Origin of the sequence: Cohaesibacter haloalkalitolerans, assembly GCF_003574655.1 — a bacterium.
Taxonomy (GTDB): Bacteria; Pseudomonadota; Alphaproteobacteria; order Rhizobiales; family Cohaesibacteraceae; genus Cohaesibacter; species Cohaesibacter haloalkalitolerans.
On record NZ_QNUM01000001.1, the window covers coordinates 775,247 to 798,495 of the forward strand.

The 23,249-nt window shown below is 58.7% G+C and carries 25 protein-coding genes; 10 read left to right on the plus strand and 15 right to left on the minus strand.

Annotation, left to right across the window (positions count from 1 at the left end):
• Positions 1-160 precede the first annotated feature (160 nt).
• Positions 161-652 carry an Lrp/AsnC family transcriptional regulator gene (locus DSL70_RS03310; protein WP_119306608.1) on the plus strand — a complete coding sequence of 164 codons (492 nt, stop codon included), beginning with the start codon at positions 161-163 and terminating at the stop codon, positions 650-652.
• Positions 653-697: 45 nt separating this feature from the next.
• On the opposite strand, the gene gloB is transcribed toward DSL70_RS03310, so the two are convergent.
• A complete protein-coding gene (gloB, locus tag DSL70_RS03315) occupies positions 698-1,474 on the minus strand; it encodes a hydroxyacylglutathione hydrolase (RefSeq protein ID WP_119306435.1) in 777 nt (258 codons plus the stop codon).
• Positions 1,475-1,716: 242 nt separating this feature from the next.
• Here gloB and DSL70_RS03320 point away from each other — a divergent pair, with 242 nt between their 5' ends.
• The gene (locus DSL70_RS03320) at positions 1,717-2,505 is read left to right on the plus strand and encodes a class I SAM-dependent methyltransferase (RefSeq protein ID WP_119306609.1); all 789 of its coding nucleotides are present in this window, start codon (positions 1,717-1,719) and stop codon (positions 2,503-2,505) included.
• A gap of 68 nt (positions 2,506-2,573) precedes the next feature.
• Here DSL70_RS03320 and metW read toward each other — a convergent pair whose 3' ends face one another.
• Together metW and metX are read right to left on the minus strand one after the other, a co-directional pair.
• Positions 2,574-3,227 (minus strand): methionine biosynthesis protein MetW, encoded by a 654-nt coding sequence (metW, locus tag DSL70_RS03325; RefSeq protein WP_119306436.1) that lies wholly within the window; start codon positions 3,225-3,227, stop codon positions 2,574-2,576.
• The gene (gene metX, locus DSL70_RS03330; protein WP_119306437.1) at positions 3,224-4,459 is read right to left on the minus strand and encodes a homoserine O-acetyltransferase MetX; all 1,236 of its coding nucleotides are present in this window, start codon (positions 4,457-4,459) and stop codon (positions 3,224-3,226) included. Before metX ends, metW begins: the two co-directional genes overlap by 4 nt.
• Before the next feature lie 278 nt (positions 4,460-4,737).
• Here metX and DSL70_RS03335 point away from each other — a divergent pair, with 278 nt between their 5' ends.
• The 3 genes from DSL70_RS03335 (at position 4,738) to DSL70_RS03345 (ending at position 7,851) form a co-directional block, all read left to right on the plus strand.
• Positions 4,738-5,583, plus strand: coding sequence for a chorismate mutase (locus DSL70_RS03335; RefSeq protein ID WP_162916307.1), 846 nt, complete (start codon positions 4,738-4,740; stop codon positions 5,581-5,583).
• Positions 5,584-5,761: 178 nt separating this feature from the next.
• Positions 5,762-6,871, plus strand: coding sequence for a histidinol-phosphate transaminase (gene hisC, locus DSL70_RS03340; protein WP_119306439.1), 1,110 nt, complete (start codon positions 5,762-5,764; stop codon positions 6,869-6,871).
• 5 nt (positions 6,872-6,876) lie between these two features.
• Positions 6,877-7,851 carry a prephenate/arogenate dehydrogenase family protein gene (locus DSL70_RS03345; RefSeq protein WP_119306440.1) on the plus strand — a complete coding sequence of 325 codons (975 nt, stop codon included), beginning with the start codon at positions 6,877-6,879 and terminating at the stop codon, positions 7,849-7,851.
• Between the two features lie 46 nt (positions 7,852-7,897).
• Here DSL70_RS03345 and DSL70_RS03350 read toward each other — a convergent pair whose 3' ends face one another.
• Positions 7,898-8,887 (minus strand): DUF2125 domain-containing protein, encoded by a 990-nt coding sequence (locus DSL70_RS03350; protein WP_162916308.1) that lies wholly within the window; start codon positions 8,885-8,887, stop codon positions 7,898-7,900.
• A gap of 207 nt (positions 8,888-9,094) precedes the next feature.
• Here DSL70_RS03350 and DSL70_RS03355 point away from each other — a divergent pair, with 207 nt between their 5' ends.
• Positions 9,095-9,634: a gamma-glutamylcyclotransferase gene (locus DSL70_RS03355; RefSeq protein WP_119306442.1), complete on the plus strand. Its 540-nt coding sequence runs from the start codon at positions 9,095-9,097 to the stop codon at positions 9,632-9,634.
• Between the two features lie 68 nt (positions 9,635-9,702).
• Here DSL70_RS03355 and DSL70_RS03360 read toward each other — a convergent pair whose 3' ends face one another.
• The 5 genes from DSL70_RS03360 to ftsE form a co-directional block, all read right to left on the minus strand.
• Positions 9,703-10,065 (minus strand): hypothetical protein, encoded by a 363-nt coding sequence (locus DSL70_RS03360; protein ID WP_119306443.1) that lies wholly within the window; start codon positions 10,063-10,065, stop codon positions 9,703-9,705.
• 120 nt (positions 10,066-10,185) lie between these two features.
• The gene (locus DSL70_RS03365) at positions 10,186-10,947 is read right to left on the minus strand and encodes a lysophospholipid acyltransferase family protein (RefSeq protein ID WP_119306444.1); all 762 of its coding nucleotides are present in this window, start codon (positions 10,945-10,947) and stop codon (positions 10,186-10,188) included.
• Positions 10,948-11,167: 220 nt separating this feature from the next.
• Positions 11,168-11,785: a YdcF family protein gene (locus DSL70_RS03370; RefSeq protein ID WP_162916309.1), complete on the minus strand. Its 618-nt coding sequence runs from the start codon at positions 11,783-11,785 to the stop codon at positions 11,168-11,170.
• 125 nt (positions 11,786-11,910) lie between these two features.
• Positions 11,911-13,119 carry a cell division protein FtsX gene (locus tag DSL70_RS03375; RefSeq protein ID WP_245418077.1) on the minus strand — a complete coding sequence of 403 codons (1,209 nt, stop codon included), beginning with the start codon at positions 13,117-13,119 and terminating at the stop codon, positions 11,911-11,913.
• A gap of 13 nt (positions 13,120-13,132) precedes the next feature.
• Positions 13,133-13,792: a cell division ATP-binding protein FtsE gene (ftsE, locus tag DSL70_RS03380; protein ID WP_119306446.1), complete on the minus strand. Its 660-nt coding sequence runs from the start codon at positions 13,790-13,792 to the stop codon at positions 13,133-13,135.
• 237 nt (positions 13,793-14,029) lie between these two features.
• Between ftsE and DSL70_RS03385 the strand changes: the two genes are divergently transcribed.
• The 3 genes from DSL70_RS03385 to DSL70_RS03395 all read left to right on the plus strand — a co-directional run bounded on the left by DSL70_RS03385 (position 14,030) and on the right by DSL70_RS03395 (position 16,577).
• A complete protein-coding gene (locus DSL70_RS03385) occupies positions 14,030-15,367 on the plus strand; it encodes an MJ0042-type zinc finger domain-containing protein (protein ID WP_119306447.1) in 1,338 nt (445 codons plus the stop codon).
• 55 nt (positions 15,368-15,422) lie between these two features.
• Complete coding sequence (hpt, locus tag DSL70_RS03390) at positions 15,423-15,947, plus strand: hypoxanthine phosphoribosyltransferase (RefSeq protein ID WP_119306448.1); 525 nt, start codon at positions 15,423-15,425, stop codon at positions 15,945-15,947.
• Between the two features lie 219 nt (positions 15,948-16,166).
• On the plus strand, positions 16,167-16,577 hold the full coding sequence (locus DSL70_RS03395; protein WP_119306449.1) for a response regulator: 411 nt from the start codon (positions 16,167-16,169) through the stop codon (positions 16,575-16,577).
• Between the two features lie 85 nt (positions 16,578-16,662).
• Here the strand turns inward: DSL70_RS03395 and lysA are convergent, their stop codons facing one another.
• The 3 genes from lysA to argH form a co-directional block, all read right to left on the minus strand.
• On the minus strand, positions 16,663-17,934 hold the full coding sequence (gene lysA, locus DSL70_RS03400) for a diaminopimelate decarboxylase (protein WP_119306450.1): 1,272 nt from the start codon (positions 17,932-17,934) through the stop codon (positions 16,663-16,665).
• A gap of 114 nt (positions 17,935-18,048) precedes the next feature.
• Entirely contained in the window at positions 18,049-18,297 is a 249-nt protein-coding gene (gene lptM / locus DSL70_RS03405) for an LPS translocon maturation chaperone LptM (RefSeq protein WP_119306451.1), read from the minus strand.
• 117 nt (positions 18,298-18,414) lie between these two features.
• Positions 18,415-19,815, minus strand: a complete 1,401-nt coding sequence (gene argH, locus DSL70_RS03410; protein WP_119306452.1) for an argininosuccinate lyase — start codon at positions 19,813-19,815, stop codon at positions 18,415-18,417.
• A 159-nt stretch (positions 19,816-19,974) separates the two neighbouring features.
• On the opposite strand from argH, the gene tlpA reads away from it, so the two are divergent.
• Positions 19,975-20,589: a thiol:disulfide interchange protein TlpA gene (gene tlpA, locus DSL70_RS03415; protein WP_245418078.1), complete on the plus strand. Its 615-nt coding sequence runs from the start codon at positions 19,975-19,977 to the stop codon at positions 20,587-20,589.
• 71 nt (positions 20,590-20,660) lie between these two features.
• On the opposite strand, the gene DSL70_RS03420 is transcribed toward tlpA, so the two are convergent.
• The 3 genes from DSL70_RS03420 to DSL70_RS03430 form a co-directional block, all read right to left on the minus strand.
• Positions 20,661-20,867: a hypothetical protein gene (locus tag DSL70_RS03420; protein ID WP_119306453.1), complete on the minus strand. Its 207-nt coding sequence runs from the start codon at positions 20,865-20,867 to the stop codon at positions 20,661-20,663.
• A gap of 219 nt (positions 20,868-21,086) precedes the next feature.
• On the minus strand, positions 21,087-21,965 hold the full coding sequence (locus DSL70_RS03425) for a 3-hydroxybutyryl-CoA dehydrogenase (protein WP_119306454.1): 879 nt from the start codon (positions 21,963-21,965) through the stop codon (positions 21,087-21,089).
• Between the two features lie 349 nt (positions 21,966-22,314).
• Positions 22,315-23,244: an electron transfer flavoprotein subunit alpha/FixB family protein gene (locus DSL70_RS03430; RefSeq protein WP_119306455.1), complete on the minus strand. Its 930-nt coding sequence runs from the start codon at positions 23,242-23,244 to the stop codon at positions 22,315-22,317.
• Positions 23,245-23,249 lie beyond the last annotated feature (5 nt).

Genomic DNA, 23,249 nt, shown 5'->3' on the forward strand with positions numbered 1-23,249 from the left:
ATGTGTCAATTTAACGGTGGCCCCTGAGGGAAAATCATGAATAAGTGAGCATATGATATATGGCTGGATGACAGCCTGTTCACAAGTGACTTTCGACAAGGCCGGACATTGGCCTGAAGACATGGTCCTCAAGATAGGGGCCTACTGGCAGGAGAGAGCGATGCGGCGTGCGCTAGATGATCTGGACAGAAAACTCATTCGCCTGCTGCAGGCTGATGCGCGTCTTTCCACGTCCGAGATTGGCCGCAAGCTCGATGTCGCCCGCTCAACTGTGCATGAGCGGATCGAACGGCTGAAGCGCGAAGGGGTGATTGATGGCTTCACGGTGTTGCTCAACAGCGATCCGATGGAAGCGCTCAACCGGGCCATCGTCTTTGTCGAGATCGACCCGAAACTGCAGGGGCCGATTGTCAAGAAGCTGGAAGACTATCCCGAGATCTCGTCCTGCTTCACAGTCAATGGGGCGTTCGATCTGTCGCTGATCGTCGAGATGCCGCAGCTGGAAGACCTCGATGCCCTGCTGGACGAGATTGGCGAAATCCAGGGGGTGGTGCGGACGATGACCAACATCATTCTGGCCAAGAAATTCGATCGCCGTCACACCCTGATCAACGAGACCGCCAAGAAGCTGTTTGGCAGCGAGCCTTTCTAGTCCAGTCTCGTGCGGGCGATGGGCCTGCACCGTGTCACTCCAAGGTCAGGCATTGTCCTTGCGGGTGCGGATTTCGGCGAAAACCTCCCAATCTTCGGCGCCAGACATGCCCAGCGAGGCCTTGACGTCCTCGTCGTTGGCTCGCAGGAAGCAGTTGGTGCTCAGTTCGTCCAGAATGCTGGTCGGTACGGTCGGCAGGCCCTTGGCGCGCAACTCCCCGATTTCCTCGACCCGCTGCCTGAGTACTTCATTGTCCGGCTCGATGGTGAGGCAGAAATTGCCATTGGCCTCGGTGTATTCATGGCCGCAGAAGACCGTGGTCTCGGGTGGCAGCTTGGCCAGCTTGTCGACGGAGAACCACATGTCTCTAAGCGTGCCCTCGAACACCCGGCCGCAGCCCATGGCAAACAGCGTGTCGCCGGTAAAGGCCAGCTGAGCGTTCGGCAGCCAGTAGCAGATATGATCGAGCGTGTGGCCCGGCGTGCCAAGCACGAAGACTTTCTGGGAGCCGAACTTGAAGCTGTCGCCATCGGACAGGGCCTCGTCGATATGGCCGATCTTTTCGACGCTTTCTGCTGGGCCGTAGACTTTGGCGCCCGTTTCGGCCTTGATGGTCGAGAGGCCTTCCACATGGTCATAATGGTGGTGGGTGATCAGGATATGCGTGAGGGTCCAGCCGGTTTCCTTCAGAGCTGATCTGATGGCGTTGGCTTCAGGTACGTCCACAAGAAACGTCAGATTGGCTTCGCTGTCATGGGCCAGTACAGCGTAATTGTCGGAACGGCAGGCAATGAGTTTTGTTTCAAGGGGTTGCTGCGGCATTGCTGAAGTCTCCGGTGATCGCATTCGCTGATATCATTGGCATTATTTACATGTTTTAAGCATGATTCCCAGAATTTAATCTCTATATAGGGGTCGGGGCTGCGGTCTCAACCGAACTGCGAACAGTTTGTGGCTTTTGTCGCTTGGAATTGGCGGGGCAAGATGCCACATTAGGGCCGCAAGGGTCTGCAAACCGGAGACCAACGATGGGAGCCCGCCCTTGGCGGGAGTGTCTGCTTTTCATGTTTCTTGATGTTCTAGACCTGAGAAATTTCTACGCCCAGCCGTTGGGGCGCGTCACTGCGCATCACGTCAACCAGCGGATCCGGGCGCTCTGGCCGAATGTCAAGGGACTGAGCGTGCTCGGGGTCGGCTATGCGCCACCCTATATCCGCAGCATGCGCACCAGCGCCGAGCGGACATTGGCCTTCATGCCTTCTCGTCAGGGGGCTGTCTACTGGCCCTCCACCGGGGCGTCACTGACGGCGCTGGTGGAAAGCAATGAACTGCCGCTGCCGGATGCCAGCATCGACCGGATCGTTCTGGTGCATATGCTGGAGCTGGTGGACAATCCGGCCGAGCATCTGCGCGAGATCTGGCGGGTGTTGACGCCCGGAGGCCGGCTGATGATCGTGGTGCCCAATCGCCGCGGGGTCTGGGCCCGGATGGAGCATTCGCCGTTCGCCTATGGGCGTCCCTTCTCCAAGCGACAGTTGACCCATCTGTTGCGCGATACCATGTTCACACCAACACAGTGGAATGACGGGCTCTATTTCGCGCCCTTCAAGCGTCAGCGCTTTCTGGGGTCGGCTCAGCTCTGGGAACGGATCGGTGCCCAATGCTGGCCAGCCTTTTCCGGTGTGCTGATTGTCGAGGCGACAAAGCTTCTGGCGCAGGGGCTGGTGAGCAAGGAGGTCAATATGGCCAAGACCAGCTTCCGGCCGGTTTTTCTGCCGGTGCCAAACCTGCCAGCGGCAGGGGGGCATTTCCCCACGCTCAATGCCTTTTCATCCCCTGAGGCCGATACCTGAGGGCCCGATATCTAAGGGATAGGGTTTTCCGTTGCGTCTATGGTCTTGCGCAGTTCCTTGGGCTTGCCTCAGTGCTTGCGGCTCAACAGAAAGATGGCCTGTTCGGCGAACAGGTTCCAGAACCACCATGGGGCGGAGAAGGAAATGCGCTCGCCGTTGCCCTGCAGCCCGTGGGCCTTTTCGATGTCGGCATCGACCTCCCGGCACAGATTGACGAAATCCCGAACCGTGCAGAAATGGATGTTCGGCGTGTCGTACCATGTGTAGGGCAGGTAGTCGTTGACCGGCATCGTGCCGTGCAGCAGGAGGTCGGTGCGGACCCGCCAGTGGCCGAAATTGGGGAAGGAGACGATTGCCTTGCGGCCGATGCGCAACAGGTGCTCCAGCACCAGCTTGGGGTTGCGGGTGGCCTGAATGGTCTGGCTGAGGATCACATAGTCGAAGCTGTCGTCGGGGTAATAGATCAGGTCTTCGTCGGCGTCGCCCTGAATGACCGAGAGCCCACGCGCGACGCCTTTGTTGACGCCCTTCTGGGACAGCTCGATCCCGCGGCCTTCCACTTGGCGGCTGTCGCGCAGCAGCTCAAGCAGAGCGCCATCGTCACTGCCCACGTCGAGGATCTTGGTGCCCGGCTCGATGAGATCGGCAACCAGCTCGAAGTCAATGCGGGTGTTGTCGGCGCGGCCGCCGACAATGAGCGGCTTCTTTTCTGATCTGCTCATGAGCGCTCGTCCTTTTTGGTATCCTGTGTCTCGGGCAGTCCGGCGCTGCGGTCGGCGGCATGCAGGAAGCCGTTGATCGCATCGAAGAATTCCGGTTCCTCAAGCAGGAAGGCATCATGGCCCTTGTCGCTGTCAATCTCGACAAAGCTCACTGAAGCGCCCGCTGCGTTGAGGGCATGGACGATGGTGCGGCTGGCTGTGGTGGGGAAGTGCCAGTCGGAGGTGAATGAGACCACGCAGAAGCGGGTCTTCGTCCCCATGAAGGCCTTGGCCAGCTGTCCGTCATAGTCTGCGGCCAGATCGAAATAGTCCATGGCCCGCGTGACATAGAGATAGGAGTTGGCGTCGAACCGGTCGACGAAGGTCATGCCCTGATGGTGCAGATAGCTCTCGATCTCGAACTCGGCATCGAAGGAAAAGGCCTTGTGGTCGCTGTTTTGCAGATTGCGCCCGAATTTGCTCTGCAGCGACTGTTCGGACATGTAGGTGACATGGGCCGCCATCCGCGCAACCGCGAGGCCCTTGCGCGGGGTGACGCCAAAATCGTGATAGCGCCCGCCATGCCAGTCCAGGTCTGCCATCACGGCCTGACGGCCCACTTCGTAGAAGGCGATATTCTGGGAGGAATGGTGCGAGGCGGTGGCAATCAGGATGGCCGATTTGACCCGCTCGGGATAGGCCGCTGCCCATTGCATGGCCTGCATGCCGCCCATGGAGCCGCCAATGACACTGAACAGCGTGTCGATGCCCAGATAATCCACCAGCATTGTCTGGGCGCGGACCATGTCGGCCACGGTAATCAGGGGCAGATCAAGGCCATAGCATTTGCCGGTGGCGGGGTTGATGGACGCCGGACCAGTGGAGCCGGAACAGCCGCCCAGCACATTCGAGCAGATGACATAGTAGCGGTCGGTATCGATCGGCTTGCCCGGACCAATCATCGTTGACCACCAGCCGGGCTTGCCCGTCACTGGGGACGGGGAGGCGGCATACTGGTCGCCGGTCAGCGCATGGAAGACGAGAATGGCGTTGGAGCGCTCTTCATTGAGGCTGCCATAGGTCTCGTAGGCGAGCGTGAAGGGGGTCAGTTCGCCGCCAGCATCCAGCTTGAGCGGCTTGTCCGGACCGAAGGTCACACTGCGACTGGAAGGCGTCAGCGCTTCCTCGGCTGCGCGCTCTTCCCGACTTTTCGCACCGGCATCCGGTTTGTTGCTGTCGGTCGGACTGTTCATGGGGCATTTTCTCCAAAGACGGACTGGTTTTTTAGTCTTGTGCAAAGTAGCTAGGGAGCATGGGGGTACAAGTCAAATCTTTTCTTTGCTTTTGTGGTGCCTCCCTTTTAAGGATACTATCCAGCCCATTGGCCAGCCCATTGGCCAGCCAATTGGATTTTATCCGATCAAGAGCGGCAAAAGCGCTGAATTCAGCCTGCTTTTACCGCCTCACGTTTCGCACCAGCCCGCCGTTTTTGTGCGCCTCGCAACGACAGAAAAATGAAGACAGGACGATCATGACCAAAGCCCCGATTGAGAGCAAGGAGAAGGACGAACCGACCCTGGACGAACTGCGGCAGCGCATTGACCGCATCGACGAGTCCATCCACCGGCATCTCATCGAGCGGAGCGAGATCGTTCAGGCTCTTATCGCCGTCAAACGGACGCACAAGCCCGGGGCTGCCTTTCGGCCCGGACGGGAAATGGACATGATGCGGCGGCTGGTCGGGCGCCATCGTGGCATTCTGCCGATCACCACCGTGGAGCATCTCTGGCGCGAGATCATTGCGACCTTCACCCATATGCAGGCCCCCTATGACGTGATCGTCGAGCCGGGCGTCGAGCTGCGCGATGTGGCCCGTTTCTATTTCGGTTTCACGGTCGGATTCAAGGATGCCAGCGATAGCGCCGGTGTTATCGAGCAGGTCCGACAGGCGGATGGTTCGGCGCTCGGGCTCATTCATAACCATGCGGAAGCCAAGAGTGCCTGGTGGGTCAATCTGTCCGAGGACGGGGTGCAGGTCATCGGGCGGCTGCCAGTGATCAAGCAACCGGGGCGTCCGGTCGATCTGGATGCGTTCGTGCTGTCAATGCCGCTGATGGACACCACGGTTCCGGACATGCGCCTTGTCGCCATCTGCGCTCCGCATGAAGAGGGCGTCGATGCGGCGGTTGCCGCGATGGGTGGTCAGATGATCTCAACGATCATGCAGGAGGGGCATTGTGAATGCCTCATCGCGGTTCCTTTCTCGGTGGCCGACGTCGAAGTCGAAAAGCTGACCCGTCTGCCGCACAACCCGATGGTCATTCGCGGCATTGTCGGGGGCTACTGGTCGCCCATTTCCCTGGTACCTGCCAAGTAGCCTGCCCGGAGGAATGGCGAATTCTTCTTGTTTGCCAAGATTCTCCGTTAAAACGCATGATTCTTCATGAATCTGGGCCTTTGCCGCAGTTGCCGGAGCTTTTTGCTTGAATGGGGTTCTGCCTTGGCTGTAAGACAGGCCCAGTGTAAAACCAGACTAATTTTTCAGGAGTGGTCAAATGTCCTCTTCCGGACAGCCTAAACGGCCTCAACCGCGTGATGGGCTTCTCGATATCCCGCTTTACGTTCCCGGCAAGGCCGAGATCGATGGCGCAGCGCCCATCCACAAATTGTCGTCCAACGAATCCCCTTTCGGCGCCAGCTCGAAGGCGATGGACGCTTTCCGTCAGATGACCGGCAATCTGGAGCTTTATCCGGATGGTGGCAGTGTCGTTCTGCGCGGTGTGATCGGTGAGGTCTATGGTCTCCATCCGGACCGCATCCTGTGTGGTGCCGGGTCGGACGAGGTGATCAGCCTATTGTGCTACACCTTCCTTGAGAAGGGCGACGAGGCGATCTACAGCGAATATGGTTTTGCTGTCTACCCGATTGCCATGCGGGCTGCCGGTGGCGTTCCTGTCATCGCCAAGGAACAGGACATGACGACGGATGTCGACGCCATTCTGGCTGCGGTGACCGACAAGACCAAGATGGTCTTTCTTGCCAACCCGAACAATCCGACCGGCACCTATATTCCGTCTTCGGAAGTGCGCCGCCTGCATGCAGGCCTGCCGCCGCACGTTCTGCTGGTGCTGGATGCCGCCTATTCGGAATTCGTCACCCGCAGCGATTACGAGGCTGGCGTCGAGCTGGCGTCGACCAGCGAGAATGTGGTCATGACGCGCACCTTCTCTAAGGTCTATGGCCTTGCCTCCCTGCGCCTTGGCTGGTGCTACGGACCGCAGGCCGTGATTGATGCGATGAACCGCATCCGTCCGCCGTTCAATATTTCCGGGGCGGCCCAGGCCGCCGGTGTTGCTGCGCTGCGCGATCAGGACTTCATCCGCAAGGCCGTCAAGCATAATGAAGAATGGCTGCCCAAGACCTCCGCCGCGCTGGAAGCGCTGGGGCTGAAGGTCACGCCGAGCGTGGGCAACTTCATTCTCATTCACTTCCCCGACACTCCGGGCAAGAGTGCCGTTGAGGCCGATGCCTATCTGCTGTCCAAGGGCTGCGTTCTGCGTCAGGTCGGGTCCTATGCCCTGCCGAATGCCTTGCGCATGACCATCGGCACGGCGGAAGCATGTGAAGCCGTGATCGGCCATCTAGCGGACTTCCTCAAAGGGTAAATTGGATGACAGAGTTTCTTTTCAAGCGCATGACCCTGATCGGGATCGGTCTTCTGGGGTCTTCCATTTCTTTGGCAGCGCGACAGAAGGGTCTGGTCGAGCATATCGCGGTCCATACGCGGTCTGCCGCTACCCTGGCGAGGGCGGAAGAGCTGGGCTTGGGAGACAGTTATCACAGCGATATGGCTGAGAGCGTCAAGGATGCCGATTTCGTGGTGGTCTGCACCCCGGTTGGCGTCTGCGAAACCGTGGCCAAGGTAATCGCTCCGCATCTCAAGGAAGGTGCCATCGTCACCGACGTTGGCTCTGTCAAGATGTCGATCATCCGTCAGATGCAGCCACATCTGCCCAAGACCGTGCATTTTGTTCCCGGTCATCCGATTGCCGGTACTGAAGAATCCGGCCCGGATGCCGGCTTTGCCGAGCTGTTCATCAACCGCTGGTGCATTCTGACCCCACCGGAAGGAACGGACCCAGCGGCGATCGAAAAGGTCAAGACCTTCTGGACGACGGTTGGCTCAAACGTGGAGCTGATGGATGCCCATCATCATGACAATGTGCTGGCCATCACCTCGCATCTGCCGCATCTGATCGCCTATAATATCGTCGGTACCGCATCGGATCTGGAAATGGTGACCAATTCCGAGGTCATCAAATATTCCGCCGGTGGTTTCCGTGACTTTACCCGTATTGCGGCGTCTGACCCGACCATGTGGCGGGACGTTTTCCTGCACAACAAGGAAGCGGCGCTGGAAATGCTGGGGCGCTTCACTGAAGATCTGACGGCATTGCAGCGGGCCATTCGCTGGGGGGACGGGGACGCGTTGTTCGATCTGTTCTCACGCACTCGCTCGATCCGCCGCAGCATCATTGATGCCGGTCAGGAAATTGCCGCATCGGACTTCGGTCGTCATCTCAAGGATGGCGAAACCCATGCGCCGGCACTCAACAGCGACGATCACGAACATACGGCCGGGTGAGCTGGCTGAGGCTGGCCCGTTGCGGGCGGACTTTCAAAATCGCTATCTAACGAATTGGAGGCAGGGTTCCCAGAGGCAGGAATCCTGCCTTTATCGCACCATTGGTCAGGGTGATCTTGACTTCTGAGCCGACCATATCTCCGTCTTTCACCGGTTTGCCCATGAGCTGGAGACCGGTCAGCGGGCCGTTGAAGCCATCACGTTTGGCCGTCAGCTCGCTCTTGATGCGGGCGGTATCGATGGTGGGGTTGAGAATGCGCAGCATGAGGGTGCCGTTGGCAAGGCCAGCCTGACTGAAGGCGATGTCGCCTCTCAGCCTGAGGGTCTTCTGGCCGATCTTCATCCAGCCGTCGATGTCCCTGATCCTGCCCGACTGCTGCAGCCACAGCCCGGTCGGGTTGCGGCGATCACGCATCAGGGCGTTGAGCCCGTCAACGGCGGTGAATGTCATTTCGCCATTGAGGATGGGAATCTGGTCGATCGATAGCTCACTGGCCTTCAAGGTCATGTCCAGATCGCCGCCAGCTTCAGGATTTGGGCTGGCATCCACAGACAGGGCGTCGGCCCGGATGGCGCCGAAGGATGGGCCGAATGCGGTGTTGCTGGCACTGAGTGTGGCATCTTCTGCGCTGAAGGAAACGGCCCTGACAATGTCGGGCGGGGTGAGCATCACCGATCCGAGGATGCGACTGCCGGTTACTTCGATGCTCTGTCCGAGCATGGCCTGCTCGATATGCAATGGTGCGCTGGTTTCCACCGATGCCCGATCCGGCGCGTTGAGTTGCCAGTAGACCTGCACGGGGCCACCGCTGATCTGCCAGCCGGAGTCCGGGTCCCTGATGGCATAGGACGAGCAGTCAAGGGCGAGCCGGACCGGATAGCCGCCCAGTGCCCGGTCGCCACAGGTCATCACGCGTTGGCCATTGACCTCGCGGGCGACGATGCGATCGACCAGCTGTTGCGTGGTGGTATAGCTGAAATACCAGAAGGCAGACCAGCCTGCGAACAGCAGGGCACAGATGAGTACTAGCCCCAAGAGCAACCGTCTGGAGCCGCTTTTCGTCTTTGGCCTGTCCGTTCTCTGAGATGACATTGCTGGCATTTGGCGCTCGTTCTGTTGCAAATCACGACCGGGATTGATATTCCCTTTCCCTTGTTGCGTCATCTTATGGCGCAATCATGGCGTTTGAAACCACTGATGCGCCTTTTATGCGTTTTGGACAATAGGATGGAGGCAAACCGGATGCGGGATCTGTGGGTCTTTGGATATGGGTCACTGATGTGGCGCCCGGGGTTCGACTTCGAGGAATCCTATATCGGAACCCTTGATGGCTATCATCGCGCCCTGTGTGTCTATTCCCATGTCCACAGGGGTACGCCGGAGAGGCCCGGGCTGGTGATGGGGCTGAGCGAAGGCGGGCACTGTCAGGGCATGGTGTTCCGGGTCGCTGCAGAACAGCGCGATAACGTGATCGCCTATCTGCGCGAGCGCGAGCAGGTCACCTCGGTTTATCTGGAGGAATTCGTGCCGGTTGTCATCGCCTCGGTGATGGCCGGTGGCCAGTCGCGGACGGTTGAGGCTATCACCTATGTTGCCGACACGACGCATCGGCAATATGCGGGCATGCTTTCCATTGAGGAACAGGTGCGCATTGTCTCGCAAGGCCATGGTCAGGCCGGGCCCAATATCGACTATGTGCTCAACACGGTGGATCACCTGCGCGACATTCACATCGAAGACAGGGCATTGTTCGATCTGGCGGATCAATTGCGGCAGGGCTGATGGTCGGCCGCGCCTTCACCCGCTGTCGTCTGACGCTTCGGGGGCGGGCATGATATGGTGAGCAAGGCTCAGGCTCTCAGAAGACAGGTTTCCTTGCCTGCATCCCGCGACAGGTCGGTAATGACCTGTTGCCGCTCCCGCTTACTGCCAGCCAGCAGATGCACATAGACCGTCAGATTCTCGATCTCGGCAGGGGCGATATCCTTGAAGGCGTTGGGAGACAGATCAGAAATCTCGCCGATCCATTTCAACTGGGTCGGCGTGTCGCCATTGGCTTCCGTTGCCAGAAGCAGGATGCATTGTTCGAAGCTGGAGATGTCATCCGGGGCAATCTGGCTGAAAATATAGCGCGCGCCGCTCTCGCTCTGCCAGTAGCAGAAACGGTTGCGCAGACTGTCGTCAGCAAATTTTCCAAAGGCGCCCAGTGGCATTGCCAATCCCCAATTGTCGAGTCTTGATAGGAACAAAACTAGAACATTTTCATTTGAAATGCAACTTGTTCCTTAACCACATTATGTAGTGCGATTCTTGGAAAATACAATATTTAGAATCTAGATCTTGATATCTGCCGGGGGAGGGAGCGTGTCGCTGGCAGCGCGTGCTTCGGAAATCAGCCGATTTGAATTGGATTCGATCGTTTCACTAAGTTGTTCGAAAAACGCTCTCATTTCCATTCCGGGCTCAATTGGCGGCAGAATCTCGATGATGATCTTGCCGGAGCGGCGAATCACGCTGCCCTTGGGCCAGAACAGGCCGGTGTTGAGCGCCACCGGATAGCAGGGCACCTTGAGGGCGTGGTAGATGTGGCTGATACCGAATTTGTAGGCCGGTTCCGTGTCGGGCCGTCGGCGGGTGCCTTCGGGAAAGATGATCAGCTGGCGATTGTTGTTGGTCATCTTCTTGCGGGCTTCCTTGAGCATGTCGCGCAGGGCCTTGAGCCCGGCACTGCGGTCAATGGGAATCATGTCGGTCTTCAGAAGAGCCCAGCCAAACAGCGGATAGCGCAGCAGCTCGCGCTTCAGGATGAACAGCGGGTCGTCTACCAGTGGCACGAGGGCAAAGGTTTCAAACGCGCTCATATGCTTGGCAGCAAGAATGATGCTCTGTCCCTTCGGCAGTAGGTCCAACCCACGGACTTCGTAGCTTCCGCCGACGATCACGGTGAACAGCCGGGCGCAGACATGAGCCCAGACGCCGGCGAGCCGGACGAGATAGCGACGGGGCAACGGATAGGTGGCGATGGAAAGGATCAGCATGAGTGCTGTCGCCAGATAGAAGGCGATGTTGAAGAGCATGGAGCGGATAATCAGCATCTTGGTCTTGTTTCGCGTCTCGAAGTGCCGGGCCGGTCTTTCCAGTTGCAGAGATCGGCTGGCACGCAGTTGCCATCAGTAACATGGGCGCCCGGCGGGGTATCGCGAGGGCGGCCATTCTGGGTCATTTATCAATGAATTCCCCGGTACTGTCCAGTGGCATCATTGGCGCGGGCGGGAGAGGGAAGATGCACCTTCGGCTAGACTGTTCTGTGCAGCCTCATGTTTCCGGCCCTGTCGGGACGGGCGCAGGGGCGCGGCGGTGACTCAGGAGGCGTTCCGTGGTGCCATGCAGCACCGAGGCGAGCAGCTTGAAATATTCCTTGGTCAGCAGATGCAGCGTGTTCCAGTTGGACAGGCGCGAGAGCAGGGGCTTGTCCGCTGGCCCGGCGACCAGATCGCTCTGGAAGTCCACCTCGGGGGCAGCCCTGCGCATTTCCAGCAGAGTGCGGGGCATGTGATAGGCGCTGGTGACGATGATCAGGCTCTTGAAGGCATTTTCCCTTGCCCAGAGTGCCGTCTGGGTGGCGTTGGCAACGGTGTTGAGCGCTTCCCGGTCGAGATCGACACAGCAATTGATGACGTCATCGGGCAGGTCGAAGCGGGCGAACATCGTCCGGTCGGTGTTCCTGTAGTGGACGCCGGAAATCAGCAGCTTGTGCCCCTTGCCTTCCTTGAGAAGCTGGATGGCCCGTTCCAGCCGACCAGCCCCGCCAGTAACCACCACGATGGCATCGGCATTGCGCGGTGTGGTCTCGTGGGCGGTCAGGGAATAGCCCACGAAGAAGACCCAGCCTGCTGTCAGAACACACAGACCCAGAAGGGTCGCTAGGACCACAGCAAACAGCGCTCTTCCGAGAGCTGATCCTGGGGTGGTGTTACGAAGAGGCATTCCGGGTCCGCACAGTTTCTGTTTATTGGTCTTATCGACATTCGGGCGCCTGCTGTCGAGGCAAATTGCTCTTACGACAGCTTTTTCAACGTATTCATAACGGTCAATCTTGTCGTGATTGCGGTGAATACGGCAATCAGCACAATGAGGGCGAAGGTGCCAAGGTAGGCGTTGGTGCCCAGTTGTACGACGCCGAGCAGGGCCTGCATCTGGTCGAGAGCGGCCGAGCCTTCCTGTGCCCGCAACAACAGCTGGATGATGAGGAAGGAGATCACCGCCACGCCGCCACCGGCCAGAGCACCCTGAAAGCCGAGCGTGAAGAATTTGCGCTGGAACTCACCGGCAATGAACTTGTTGCTGGCGCCGACGAAATGCAGCACCTCGATGGTTTCCTTGTTGCCCGCCATCGCCGACCGGGTCGCGAAGACGACTGTCAGGACCGTTGCCGTGATCACCAGCAGCATGATGGTGAAGCCAATGAAGATCGCCGTCTCGGCCATCGATCGCAGCCGTTCCACCCAGAAGCGGTGGTTGTCGAGGATGGCGCCGGGCACCTGCTCCTGCAATGCCTTGCTGAGACTGTCGAAATCGACATTGGACGGATCATCGATGGTCAATTCGATGAGACGGGGCACCGGCAGATCGTCAAAGGTGATGTCGAGGCCAAGCCACGGTTCGAGCAATGCGTTGGATTCGCTGGAGGTGAGAGCGGTGGCGCTGGAAATGCCCCGGGTCTGGCGGGCGATGCCGATGGCCTTTGCCAGTTCCCCCTCCATGTCGACACCTTCGATCTGGCGGATCTGGATGGTCGCACCGCGGCTGATGTCCGATTGCCAGTCGCGCGTGGCATCGGAAATGATCGAAACGGCAGCCACAGTTAGGGCGGCAAGGAAGCTCATGATGGCGATCACCAGCACAAGGGCATGACCGGCGATGGTGCCCTTGGGCACGATCGGGCCGGGCTTCTTGTCGGAAAAGCTGAATTGCGGGGTCAGGCGACGAGGCGGTTTCAGTTTCTGGAACCGGCGGGACCGCGGCTTTTTCTTCTTGCCCTGCGGACTATCCGGCCTCATGGGCCGGGGGCCATCATTGGCACTCTCGGAGCCGTCTTGAGACATGGCAGTGAAGTCGGGGTCGGAGGCCCTGTTTCCGGCGTTCTGCTGCGGCTCGAAGGGTTCCTTGCCTACGGGGGAGAGATTGGGCCCGATGCGAGGCATGCCGGAAGGCATCGGAGCATGGATGCCATCGCTTCCATCGCGGTCTGTCGGATGTCTGGCCATGATCTTCTCCTTCCTAGTCGTAAATATAGAGGGCGCCATCGTTCAACACGATGCGGCGAGCCTCGATCTGGTCCATCAGGCCAGTATCGTGGGTGGCGATGACGATGGACGTGCCGGATCTGTGCAGCTCGACGAACAGGCGCAGCAGGCGGCGGGCAAGGATCGGGTCGACGTTACCGGTCGGCTCGTCCGCCAGCAGCAGCTTGGGGCGCGAAATCAGGGCACGGGCAATGGCGGCGCGCTGCTTCTCCCCGCCGGACATGACGGGGGGATAGACATGCATGCGATGGCCAAGGCCGACCCATTGCAACAGCTCGGCAACGTCTGTGCGATAGTTCTGTTCCGACAGGCCCTTGACCCGTAGCGGCAACGCCACATTCTCGAAGGTTGTCAGATGGTTGAGCAGGCGGAATTCCTGAAAGACAAAGCCGATCTGCCGGCGCAGTCGGGACAGTTCATCATGGTCGAGCCGGGCGGTATCCTTGCCGAAAACCTTGATCAGGCCGCGGTTCGGCTTGAGCGAAAGAAACATCAGCTTGAGCAGAGAAGTCTTGCCTGCCCCCGAAGGACCGGAGAGAAACTGGAAAGAGTTTGGCGGGATGTGAAAAGACACATCGCGCAACACTTCCTGCCCCATTCCGTAACGCAGACCAACATTCTCAAAGCGAATCAATGGTATCTTCCTTCCGGTCGTTCGTTTGCAGCTTGCATGATTTGGTGCCCCGATTCACCCGATTTATGAACAGTATGATTGATCTTTGAGCGGGGCTTGGCAAAGCCTTAATGGCTGATATCCTATGTTGTGGATGATTCGATGACTTTCAATGCCTGACCCGGTGTCGGGCTGCGCGTGACGCATGTCTTCGCGGGGTCCCCTTTTACAGCATTCTTTTGCAGCAATGAAGCGCCGATGAAGATAACCTGCCCAAACTGTGCGACAAGCTATCAGGTCCCCGATGATTATATCGGCGCCGAAGGGCGGTCTGTGCGCTGCTCCAGTTGCGGCAAGACCTGGCATGCGGAACCCCAGCCTGAACCGGAACCCCAGCGAAAACCGGAGCCAAAACCGGAGCCTGCAGCAGCTGAGCCTGATGCTGGCAAGGAACAGAGTCAGGATGACATCGACGCGCTGTTCGACAGTCCTTCCGGTGGTGGCAAGGAACAGAGTCAGGATGACATTGACGCGCTGTTCGACAGCCCTTCCGGCGGTGGCAAGGAACAGAGCCAGGATGATATCGACGCGCTGTTCGATAGCCCTTCCGGTGGTGGCAAGGAGCAGAGCCAGGACGATATCGACGCGCTGTTCGACAGTCCTTCCGGCGGTGGCAAGGAGCAGAGCCAGGACGATATCGACGCGCTGTTCGATAGCCCCTCCAGCGGTGGCAAGGAGCAGAGCCAGGACGATATTGACGCGCTGTTCGACAGCCCTTCCGGTGGTGGTGAGGAACAGAGTCAGGACGATATCGACGCCCTGTTTGATGCGCCAGCTCCGAAGTCAGACAGAAAGCCTGACAAGAAGGCGGATGCGCCGGACGCCGCTCCAAAACCAACATCAGACCCCGCATCGGACACTGCGTCAGGGGCGGGTGCCGCTGACATGGAGGCCGACAGCACAAAGGGCAATGCCTCCAGCCCCTTCGTCGTTACGGGCGATGGTGGAGAAGATTTCAAGTCGCCGGTCGTAGATCTTATTGACGCGGCTGCCTTTGAAGCGCAGAAGCAGGCTGCGCGGAGTTCCGACATCGAGACGAGTGCGCGCCGCAGGCAGCGCCGGAAGCGTTCTGGTGCGAAGAAGGGCAGCAGCGGGCCACGGCAGGGGTCTCTCAACAAGGAATGGATGATCGGTGGTGGCGCGCTGGCGGCGAGCCTGCTGATTATCGCCGGGCTGTTCAGCTCACCACACTACTGGGTCAAGCGCATACCGGATCTGGCGTCGCTCTATTCCCTGTTCGGGACAACAGTGAACACGGTCGGCGTTGATATCGACATGGTCGACGTCCGGCTTGAGCAGAAGGCGGGTTCGCCGGTGCTGTCCATCGAGACCGAACTGGTCAATTCGGGGACTGAACCTGTGATTCTTCCGTCTGTGGAGTTTTCCGTTCTTGGCAAGGAGCGTCTGGCGCTTTATTCATGGACCATCGGCCCGGATCATGTGGGTCTGGGGCCGGGAGAACGCAAGCAGATCACGACGTCGGTTGCTGCACCAGCACAGGCAAGATATCTCAAGCTTCGCGTGTTCAACGAATAGTCAGACCGGGCAAGGCTGCCAAGCGCCTTCGACCCGAAGGGAAGCCGGAAAATTCATGACTGATACCATCGAAGTCCTCTATGACGAGGCGACACTCGCCAGCCGCAATCAGGAACTGGCCAACGCCATCGCCAAAGCGGACTACAAGAATCTGCTCGTCATTGCAGTCTTGAAGGGGAGTTTCGTTTTCGCGGCAGATCTGTTGCGGGCGCTCTACCGGGCCGGGGTGCCGCTTGAGGTGGAATTCATGTCCTTGTCGAGCTATGGCTCCGGCACCAAGTCCTCCGGCAATGTGAAGGTGGTGCGTGACATCGAGGTGATCGTCAAGGGGCGCGATGTGCTGCTGGTTGACGACATTCTGGAGTCCGGACGCACGCTGGCCTTCGCCAAGAGCCTGTTGCAGGAGCGGGGCGCCAACCGCACCGATATCGCTGTTCTGCTTGATAAACCGGGCAAGCGGGTGGTCGATCTGAAGGCTGAATATGTCGGGTTTGAGTGCCCGGACAAGTTCGTCGTCGGCTATGGCATGGACAAGGCGCACTCCTATCGCGAGGTGCCATTTGTAGGCTATCTTGAATAAAATTTTACGTTTATATTTCAGCTGGTTAACGGTGCCCTACAAAACACAGGCATTTTTTGGCGACCCCGTTTTTGTCATCAAACTGATGTGAAAATTCGCCTTCCTGCTCAATTTTCATGCCCGCTTTCGCTTTTGGTAAACCTTTTGGCTGTCAAATGGGAGCTGCAAGATCGGCAAAAGATCTTGGTGTGATTAAAAAGAGTATCTGGGGGTAGGGTTATGGCCCGAATTCTTCTGACCGAAGATGACGACGGGGTCCGTATGTTTGTGCAACGGGCATTGATGATGGACGGACATGACGTCAAAACGGCCGAAGACGGTACGGATGCGCTGGACCTTCTGGTCGAGCATAAAGGGTCCTTTGATTTGCTCCTGACTGATATCCGCATGCCAGAGATGGATGGGATAGAACTGGCCAAGTCGGCCGCGGGCAGTTGGCCCGAAATGACAATTCTGATGATGACCGGTTATGCGGATCAGCGCGAACGTGGCGAGGGCCTTGCTACCATCGTGCATGATGTTGTCTCCAAACCGTTCTCGCTGGCCGAGATCCGCCGCGCTGTCAGGGAAGCCCTGTCTGGTGATGTTGCGCTCGGTCCCGTGTCGATGACACATGCGATGTATGGATAGGCCGGTTCGTCTGACAAGATGACCAAAGCAAAAGGGATGGCAATTGCCATCCCTTTGTTTTTGTGCGGTGGTTGCCGTGGAAGGCTCAGTCTTCCAGCCAGTCGGGCACGGTGTCCAGAGCGATGAGATCGTCATAGCTCTTGCGGGCGCGGATCACCTGCCACTTGTCGCCGCTGACCAGAACTTCTGGCACGAGCAGGCGGCTGTTGTAGGTGCAGGACTGCACGGCACCGTAGGCACCAGCCGACATGATGGCGATGAGGTCGCCGGAGTCCATTTTCGGCAACGGACGATCCTGGGCCAGAAAGTCGCCGGTTTCGCAAACCGGACCGACGATATCGACGGTGGAAACCGGGGTGTCGTAGGACGGTTCCCGAACGGGCAGGGCGTCATGCCAGGCTTCATAGAGGGTTGGCCGGATGAGGTCGTTCATGGCACCGTCAACGATGACGAAGGTCTTGCCCTCGCCTTCCTTGCGATAGATGACCTCGGTTACCAGCACACCGGCGTTGCCTGCAATCAGGCGGCCGGGCTCGTAATAGACCTTGCAGTCAAGATTTTTGACGTGCTTCTTGACCATCTCGGCATAGTCGCGCGGCAGCGGCGGCGGGGTTTGCGTCGTCTGGTAGGGAATGCCCAGACCGCCACCCAGATCCACATGGTCGATGGCGATGCCGTCTTCGCGCAGCTGGGTGACCAGCTCCTCAAGACGGGCAAAGGCCATATCGAATGGCTCAAGATGGGTGATCTGGCTGCCGATATGCATGTCGATGCCGGTCACCTTGATGCCCGGAAGGCTCTGGGCATGCTTGTAGACTGCGCGGGCGCGCTTCCATGGAATGCCGAACTTGTTCTCCGACTTGCCAGTGGCGATCTTGGCGTGGGTCTTGGCGTCGACGTCCGGGTTGATCCGGAGGGAAATCCGCGCTTCCTTGCCGAGCTCGGTGGCGATGCGGCTCAGATGCTCCAGTTCCGGTTCGGATTCGACGTTGAAGCAGAGAATGTCCTGTTCCAGAGCAAAGGTCAACTCGTGGCGGGTCTTGCCAACGCCGGAGAAAAGGATCTTCGAGGCAGGAATGCCAGCGGCCAGCGCCCGGCGCATTTCACCTTCGGAGACAACGTCAGCACCAGCCCCAAGACGGGCCAGAACCTTCAGTACCGCCTGATTGGAGTTGGCCTTCATGGCATAGCAAAGCAGGGAATCGACATCACCGAATGCCTGGGAGAACACCTTGTAGTGACGCTCCAGTGTTGCCGTGGAGTAGACATAGAACGGGGTGCCGACCTCTTTGGCGATCTCCGTGAGGGGAACGCCTTCAGCATGCATGACGCCGTCGACATAATCGAAATAGTGCATGACGATCTCTTCTATTCGGCCTCAGACGCTCCGACAGCGGTGACGGATGGGGCCGAGGAATGGGGGCAGGGCCTCTAAGGCCTGTCAATCGGGAAAGAGCTTCAGAGCATTGCTTCAGAGCAGGGGATCAAGGATGAAGCCGTCATCGGGTTTCTTGGTCGGCGTCGCTTCTTTGGTCGCGCCGTCCATGGTGCCTTCACCGGCAACTGGATCGTTGATCTCTGTCTGAGCATTGGTGTTGGGTGAGGGAGGTTTGAGCGGGCCGCGCACGCCGCAGGCGCTGAGACTCGCCATCATGGCCAGTGCGATAAGGCCTGTCGCGGTGGTTTTGACGACGGATTTTGAAAACATGTCATGAGCCATCGCTGGATATCCCTTTTCTTCGCATGGTACAGATGGTGGCACCAACAACAGCGCCATCGGGCTCGTCATCGGGCTGGCCGGTTCAGGTTTTGGACCGGCCTTGTGCCCTTTTGTTGACTATTGCTTGGCTGCTTTTTCTTTTTCAAGCTTTTTCAGCCAGCTCTTTGCCTGTTTTTTGACATTGACCGGTGCCGTGCCGCCATAACAGGTGCGGCTGCGGACCGATTTGTCAACTGACAGCACCGAGAAGACGTCCTCGGTGATGGTCGGCTCGACCGTCTGCATGTCTTCAAGGCTCAGCTTGTGCAGCTCGATGCTGCGCTCGGCGGCCATGGCGACGAGGCTGCCGGTGACATGGTGGGCGTTGCGGAACGGCATGCCCAGCGTGCGCACGAGCCAGTCGGCCAGATCGGTGGCGGTGGAATAGCCCGAGCCTGCGGCCTTCTTCAGTTCCTTGAGGTTCGGCTCGAGGTCCTTGACCATGCCGGTCATGGCCGCGATGCAGAGCGACAGGTTCTGCAGGGCGTCAAACACCTGCTCCTTGTCTTCCTGCATGTCCTTGGAATAGGCCAGCGGCAGACCCTTCATGACGATCAGCAGGGCATTGAGATCGCCGATGATGCGGCCTGATTTTGCGCGCACCAGCTCGGCGGCATCGGGGTTGCGCTTTTGCGGCATGATCGACGAGCCGGTGGAGAATTTGTCGGAAAGCTTGACGAAGCGGAACTGGGCCGAGGACCAGATGACCAGCTCTTCGGCAAAGCGGGACAGATGCATGGCGCAGATGGAGGCCGACGACAGGGCTTCCAGCGCGAAGTCGCGGTCAGAGACGCCATCGAGCGAGTTGGCCGTCGGGCGGTCGAAGCCGAGCGCCTTGGCTGTCATGTGACGATCGATCGGGAAGGAGGTGCCGGCAAGAGCGGCTGAGCCGAGCGGGCACTCGTTCATGCGCTGACGGGCATCCTGAACCCGGCCACGGTCGCGGGCGAGCATTTCCACATAAGCCATCATGTGATGACCGAAGGTTACCGGCTGGGCACTCTGCAAATGGGTGAAGCCGGGCATGACGGCGCTGGCGAACTCGTCTGCCTTGGCGACAAAGGCAAGCTGCAGTTCGAGAAGCTGGACGTCGAGGGTGTCGAGGGTGTCGCGCACCCAGAGGCGGAAATCGGTGGCCACCTGGTCATTGCGCGAACGGGCCGTGTGCAGGCGACCGGCCTTCGGGCCGATGAGATCGGCAAGGCGGCTTTCCACATTCATATGAATGTCTTCCAGCGCACGCGAAAAAGTGAAGCTGCCCGCCTCAATTTCTCCCTTGATTGTGTCTAGACCATCTTCGATGGCTTTGGCATCATCAGCAGCAACAATGCCCTGGGCGGCGAGCATGCGCACATGCGCCTTGGATCCGGCAATGTCCTGGGAATAGAGTTTTTGGTCGAAACCGATGGAAGCATTGATTTCTTCCATAATGGCGTCCGGTCCTTCGGAGAAGCGGCCGCCCCACATTTTATTGCTCATGATGCTTAGTCCATTGATCAGATCGGTAAGTCGTGCTGCTTTATGCCATAACAAGTCTGGGCTGTCAGCGCCTTTACTTAGAAAATGCCGACCACTCCCGATCAGGAGTGATGATTTATCGCACCTGTAGGACAAATGACATCGGAAGGGAAAAGATTTATGTCGTCGTTCACTGCCTCTTTCAGGGTTTTCAGCTCTGCTCTGTCGCTTCTGATGCTTGGCCTTGCCGCTTTGCCTGCGGTTGCAGCAGAAGCCTGCCCAGAGGCCAGTGATAAGATCACGGCCATCGATCCGCTGATCAAGGGGAATGTGGCGGCGTTGCAGACCAAGGGCCATCCGGTGGACTTCAACGCTCTCGCCTTCAAGCGCGAGGATGGCAGCGCGGTGTCGCTTTCAGATTTCAAGGGCAAGACGCTGCTTCTCAACATCTGGGCGACCTGGTGCGCGCCCTGCCGTCAGGAAATGCCGGACCTGGATGAACTGCAGGCGACCCTCGGCGGCGATGACTTCGAGGTGGTAACTGTCAATCTTGACCGCAAGGCACCGGGCAAGCCGCGCGCTTTCTTCGACGAGATCGGCATCAAGCATCTGACGCTCTATTACGATGAAAAGATGGAAATCTTCCCGGCCCTGCGCTCAAAGGGCATGGCGTTCGGCATGCCGTCTACCGTGCTGATCGACAAGGATGGCTGTTCGCTGGCGCATATGGCAGGTCCTGCAGCCTGGGCGTCTGACGAGGCGAAGGCACTCGTGAGTGCGGCGATCGGGGATTAACCCCTCTGATGCAGGCGCGGAAAACATCCTGCGCCGGATGCTGCGAGCATGACTGTGGTTGTGTGGTGGAATTAGGCCTTGATGTCGACGGACTGGCCCATTCCAGCCGGAGCTGCGCCGTCATTCTGCATGCTTTTCTGGACAAGTGTGTCAAGCATGTTGGCCATGTTGCTGTCGGCGTTATGGGCCATTTTCATCAGGGTCGAGCCCAGATCCATGCTTGTCTGGGCAGCATTGGTGTAGGCCACGGCGGCACCAAGTGAAGCGACGTTGGACATGGATGCTTTCTCCCCACAACAGGTTCTGGTTTCCCAAAGATCCGTTCATTGTGCAGCCGTTTGTTTAAGGCAGGGTTAAGCTGGCGTTAAAAACATGTCTCCTGATATTTTATTGTGTCTCCGTGTGTCTGTTTTGCCGGATGCATCGGGCCAAAGAAAAAGCCGATCCCATGGTGTGATCGGCTTTCTGAATGGTGGTCGCGGTTGCTATCTGCCTGATCAGCGGGTCGGGATCGGAACCTCGCCGCGATAATCGTAGAAGCCGCGATGGGTCTTGCGACCGAGCCAGCCAGCTTCGACATATTTGACCAGCAAGGGGCAGGGGCGGTATTTGCTGTCCGCCAGACCATCGTAGAGCACCTGCATGATGGAGAGGCAGGTATCCAGCCCGATGAAATCGGCCAGTTCCAGCGGCCCCATCGGATGGTTGGCCCCAAGGCGCATGGCGGTGTCGATGGCATCCACGGTGCCGACCCCTTCATAAAGGGTGTAGATGGCCTCGTTGATCATTGGCAGCAGAATGCGGTTGACCATGAAGGCCGGAAAGTCCTCGGAGACGGCAACCGTTTTGCCAAGGCTCTCGACAAATCGCTCCGATTCCCGAAAGGTCTTCTCGTCCGTCGCAATGCCCCGTACCAGCTCGATCAGCTTCATGACCGGTACCGGCCGCATGAAATGCATGCCGATGAACTGTTCGGCCCTGTCGGTGGCGGCGGCCAGACGGGTGATCGAATAGGAGGAGCTGTTGGAAGCGATCAACGCTTCGGGCTTCAGGAAGGGCGTGACGGCGGACAGGACCTTGCGTTTGGTCTCCTCATGTTCCGTGACGGCTTCGATGACCAGATCGACATCGGACATGGTCTGCAGATCAAGGGTTGGTGTAATTCTCGACAGGGCGGCCTGTTTCTGCCCCTCGGAAATCCGCCCCTTGGCGATCTGGCGGTCCAGATTACCTGCAATTTCGGCGATGGCCAGATCCAGTCTTTCCTGATTGATATCGTTCAGAAGCACATCATAACCGGACAGGCCGCAGACATGGGCGATACCACTGCCCATCTGTCCTGCCCCAATAATCCCGACCTTCTTGATTTCAGACATTTCCCTGTTCACCGACTGCTTTGGTATGGTCCCTGCTCAAAGGCCTTGTGGCGGATGATTTTACCACAGAGCAGCCTTTTTTGTATCCATGGAAGTTTGGCAGATTGTTGAATGCTTCGCAAATGCAAATAAACGGGAAGAATGGGCGCAGGAAGATCAGAACACACCTCTATTGGTAAAGTTCGATCAAAGTCTGAGGCGAGGGCCTGTCAGATGGGGATAAATGGGCATCTGACCCCGGCGGCAGAGATGGTGCGGGCTGCTGCAAAGAAAAATCCCGCACCGGGTGGCGCGGGATTGGATGGTTCAGGCAAGCGGGAGCTCTCCGCTTGAAATTGGGCAGGGTGGCTCAGAGCGCCTTTTCCAGCTCGGGCAGGATGTCGAACAGATCGCCGACGATGCCATAGTCGGCAACCTGGAAGATCGGGGCTTCCTCATCCTTGTTGATGGCAACGATGACCTTGGAGTCCTTCATGCCAGCCAGATGCTGAATGGCACCGGAAATGCCAGCCGCAATATAGAGTTCCGGGGCGACGACCTTGCCGGTCTGGCCGACCTGGAGGTCGTTCGGGGCATAGCCTGCGTCAACGGCGGCACGGGAGGCTCCGATGGCTGCGCTCAGCTTGTCGGCAACCGGGGTCAGCATGGCGTTGAATTGCTCTTCGGAGGCGAGGCCTCGGCCACCGGCGATGATCACGCGGGCGCTGGCCAGTTCCGGACGATTGGAGGTGGACAGTTCTTCGCTGACATAGGTGGTCGTTGCCGGGGCATCCGCTGCCGCAATGGTTTCGATGGCGGCGGAGCCGTCAGCGCCTGCTGCTGCGAAGTTGGCGGTGCGCACCGTCAGAACCTTCTTGCTGTCGGCGGTCTTGACCGTCTGGATAGCGTTGCCAGCGTAGGTCGGGCGCTCGAAGGTATCGGCGGCGATGATCTTGGTCACTTCGGACAGCTGCATGACGTCGAGCAGGGCGGCCACGCGTGGCATGAAGTTTTTGCCGACGGATGTGGCCGGGGCAACGATGGCGTCATAGCCGCCTGCGATGGCAACAACCTGCGCAGACAGGGCTTCGGCAATGTTGTGGCCGAGGGCGTCGCTCTCGGCAACCAGAACCTTGGCAACGCCGCTCAGCTTTGCAGCTTCCTCGGCAGCCTTGGCGCAGTCCTTGCCAGCAACGAGAATGTCCACGGCACCACCCAGCTCGAGGGCTGCGGTCAGGGCCTTGGCGGTTGCATCATTCAGGGCCGCATTGTTGTGTTCGGCAATCAGTAGGGTTGTCATAGTCT

What these genes read in the sequence shown, in the direction of transcription:
- DSL70_RS03420 (WP_119306453.1), bottom strand. Translation starts at nt 20,867, where the DNA reads ATGTCCAACGTCGCTTCACTTGGTGCCGCCGTGGCCTACACCAATGCT.
- DSL70_RS03430 (WP_119306455.1), bottom strand. Translation starts at nt 23,244, where the DNA reads ATGACAACCCTACTGATTGCCGAACACAACAATGCGGCCCTGAATGAT.
- tlpA (WP_245418078.1), top strand. Translation starts at nt 19,975, where the DNA reads ATGTCGTCGTTCACTGCCTCTTTCAGGGTTTTCAGCTCTGCTCTGTCG.
- DSL70_RS03385 (WP_119306447.1), top strand. Translation starts at nt 14,030, where the DNA reads ATGAAGATAACCTGCCCAAACTGTGCGACAAGCTATCAGGTCCCCGAT.
- DSL70_RS03365 (WP_119306444.1), bottom strand. Translation starts at nt 10,947, where the DNA reads ATGCTGATTATCCGCTCCATGCTCTTCAACATCGCCTTCTATCTGGCG.
- metW (WP_119306436.1), bottom strand. Translation starts at nt 3,227, where the DNA reads ATGAGCAGATCAGAAAAGAAGCCGCTCATTGTCGGCGGCCGCGCCGAC.
- metX (WP_119306437.1), bottom strand. Translation starts at nt 4,459, where the DNA reads ATGAACAGTCCGACCGACAGCAACAAACCGGATGCCGGTGCGAAAAGT.
- DSL70_RS03345 (WP_119306440.1), top strand. Translation starts at nt 6,877, where the DNA reads ATGACAGAGTTTCTTTTCAAGCGCATGACCCTGATCGGGATCGGTCTT.
- gloB (WP_119306435.1), bottom strand. Translation starts at nt 1,474, where the DNA reads ATGCCGCAGCAACCCCTTGAAACAAAACTCATTGCCTGCCGTTCCGAC.
- DSL70_RS03320 (WP_119306609.1), top strand. Translation starts at nt 1,717, where the DNA reads ATGTTTCTTGATGTTCTAGACCTGAGAAATTTCTACGCCCAGCCGTTG.
- DSL70_RS03425 (WP_119306454.1), bottom strand. Translation starts at nt 21,965, where the DNA reads ATGTCTGAAATCAAGAAGGTCGGGATTATTGGGGCAGGACAGATGGGC.
- hisC (WP_119306439.1), top strand. Translation starts at nt 5,762, where the DNA reads ATGTCCTCTTCCGGACAGCCTAAACGGCCTCAACCGCGTGATGGGCTT.
- argH (WP_119306452.1), bottom strand. Translation starts at nt 19,815, where the DNA reads ATGAGCAATAAAATGTGGGGCGGCCGCTTCTCCGAAGGACCGGACGCC.
- DSL70_RS03375 (WP_245418077.1), bottom strand. Translation starts at nt 13,119, where the DNA reads ATGGCCAGACATCCGACAGACCGCGATGGAAGCGATGGCATCCATGCT.
- DSL70_RS03395 (WP_119306449.1), top strand. Translation starts at nt 16,167, where the DNA reads ATGGCCCGAATTCTTCTGACCGAAGATGACGACGGGGTCCGTATGTTT.
- DSL70_RS03310 (WP_119306608.1), top strand. Translation starts at nt 161, where the DNA reads ATGCGGCGTGCGCTAGATGATCTGGACAGAAAACTCATTCGCCTGCTG.
- lysA (WP_119306450.1), bottom strand. Translation starts at nt 17,934, where the DNA reads ATGCACTATTTCGATTATGTCGACGGCGTCATGCATGCTGAAGGCGTT.
- DSL70_RS03335 (WP_162916307.1), top strand. Translation starts at nt 4,738, where the DNA reads ATGACCAAAGCCCCGATTGAGAGCAAGGAGAAGGACGAACCGACCCTG.
- lptM (WP_119306451.1), bottom strand. Translation starts at nt 18,297, where the DNA reads ATGGCTCATGACATGTTTTCAAAATCCGTCGTCAAAACCACCGCGACA.
- hpt (WP_119306448.1), top strand. Translation starts at nt 15,423, where the DNA reads ATGACTGATACCATCGAAGTCCTCTATGACGAGGCGACACTCGCCAGC.
- DSL70_RS03355 (WP_119306442.1), top strand. Translation starts at nt 9,095, where the DNA reads ATGCGGGATCTGTGGGTCTTTGGATATGGGTCACTGATGTGGCGCCCG.
- DSL70_RS03360 (WP_119306443.1), bottom strand. Translation starts at nt 10,065, where the DNA reads ATGCCACTGGGCGCCTTTGGAAAATTTGCTGACGACAGTCTGCGCAAC.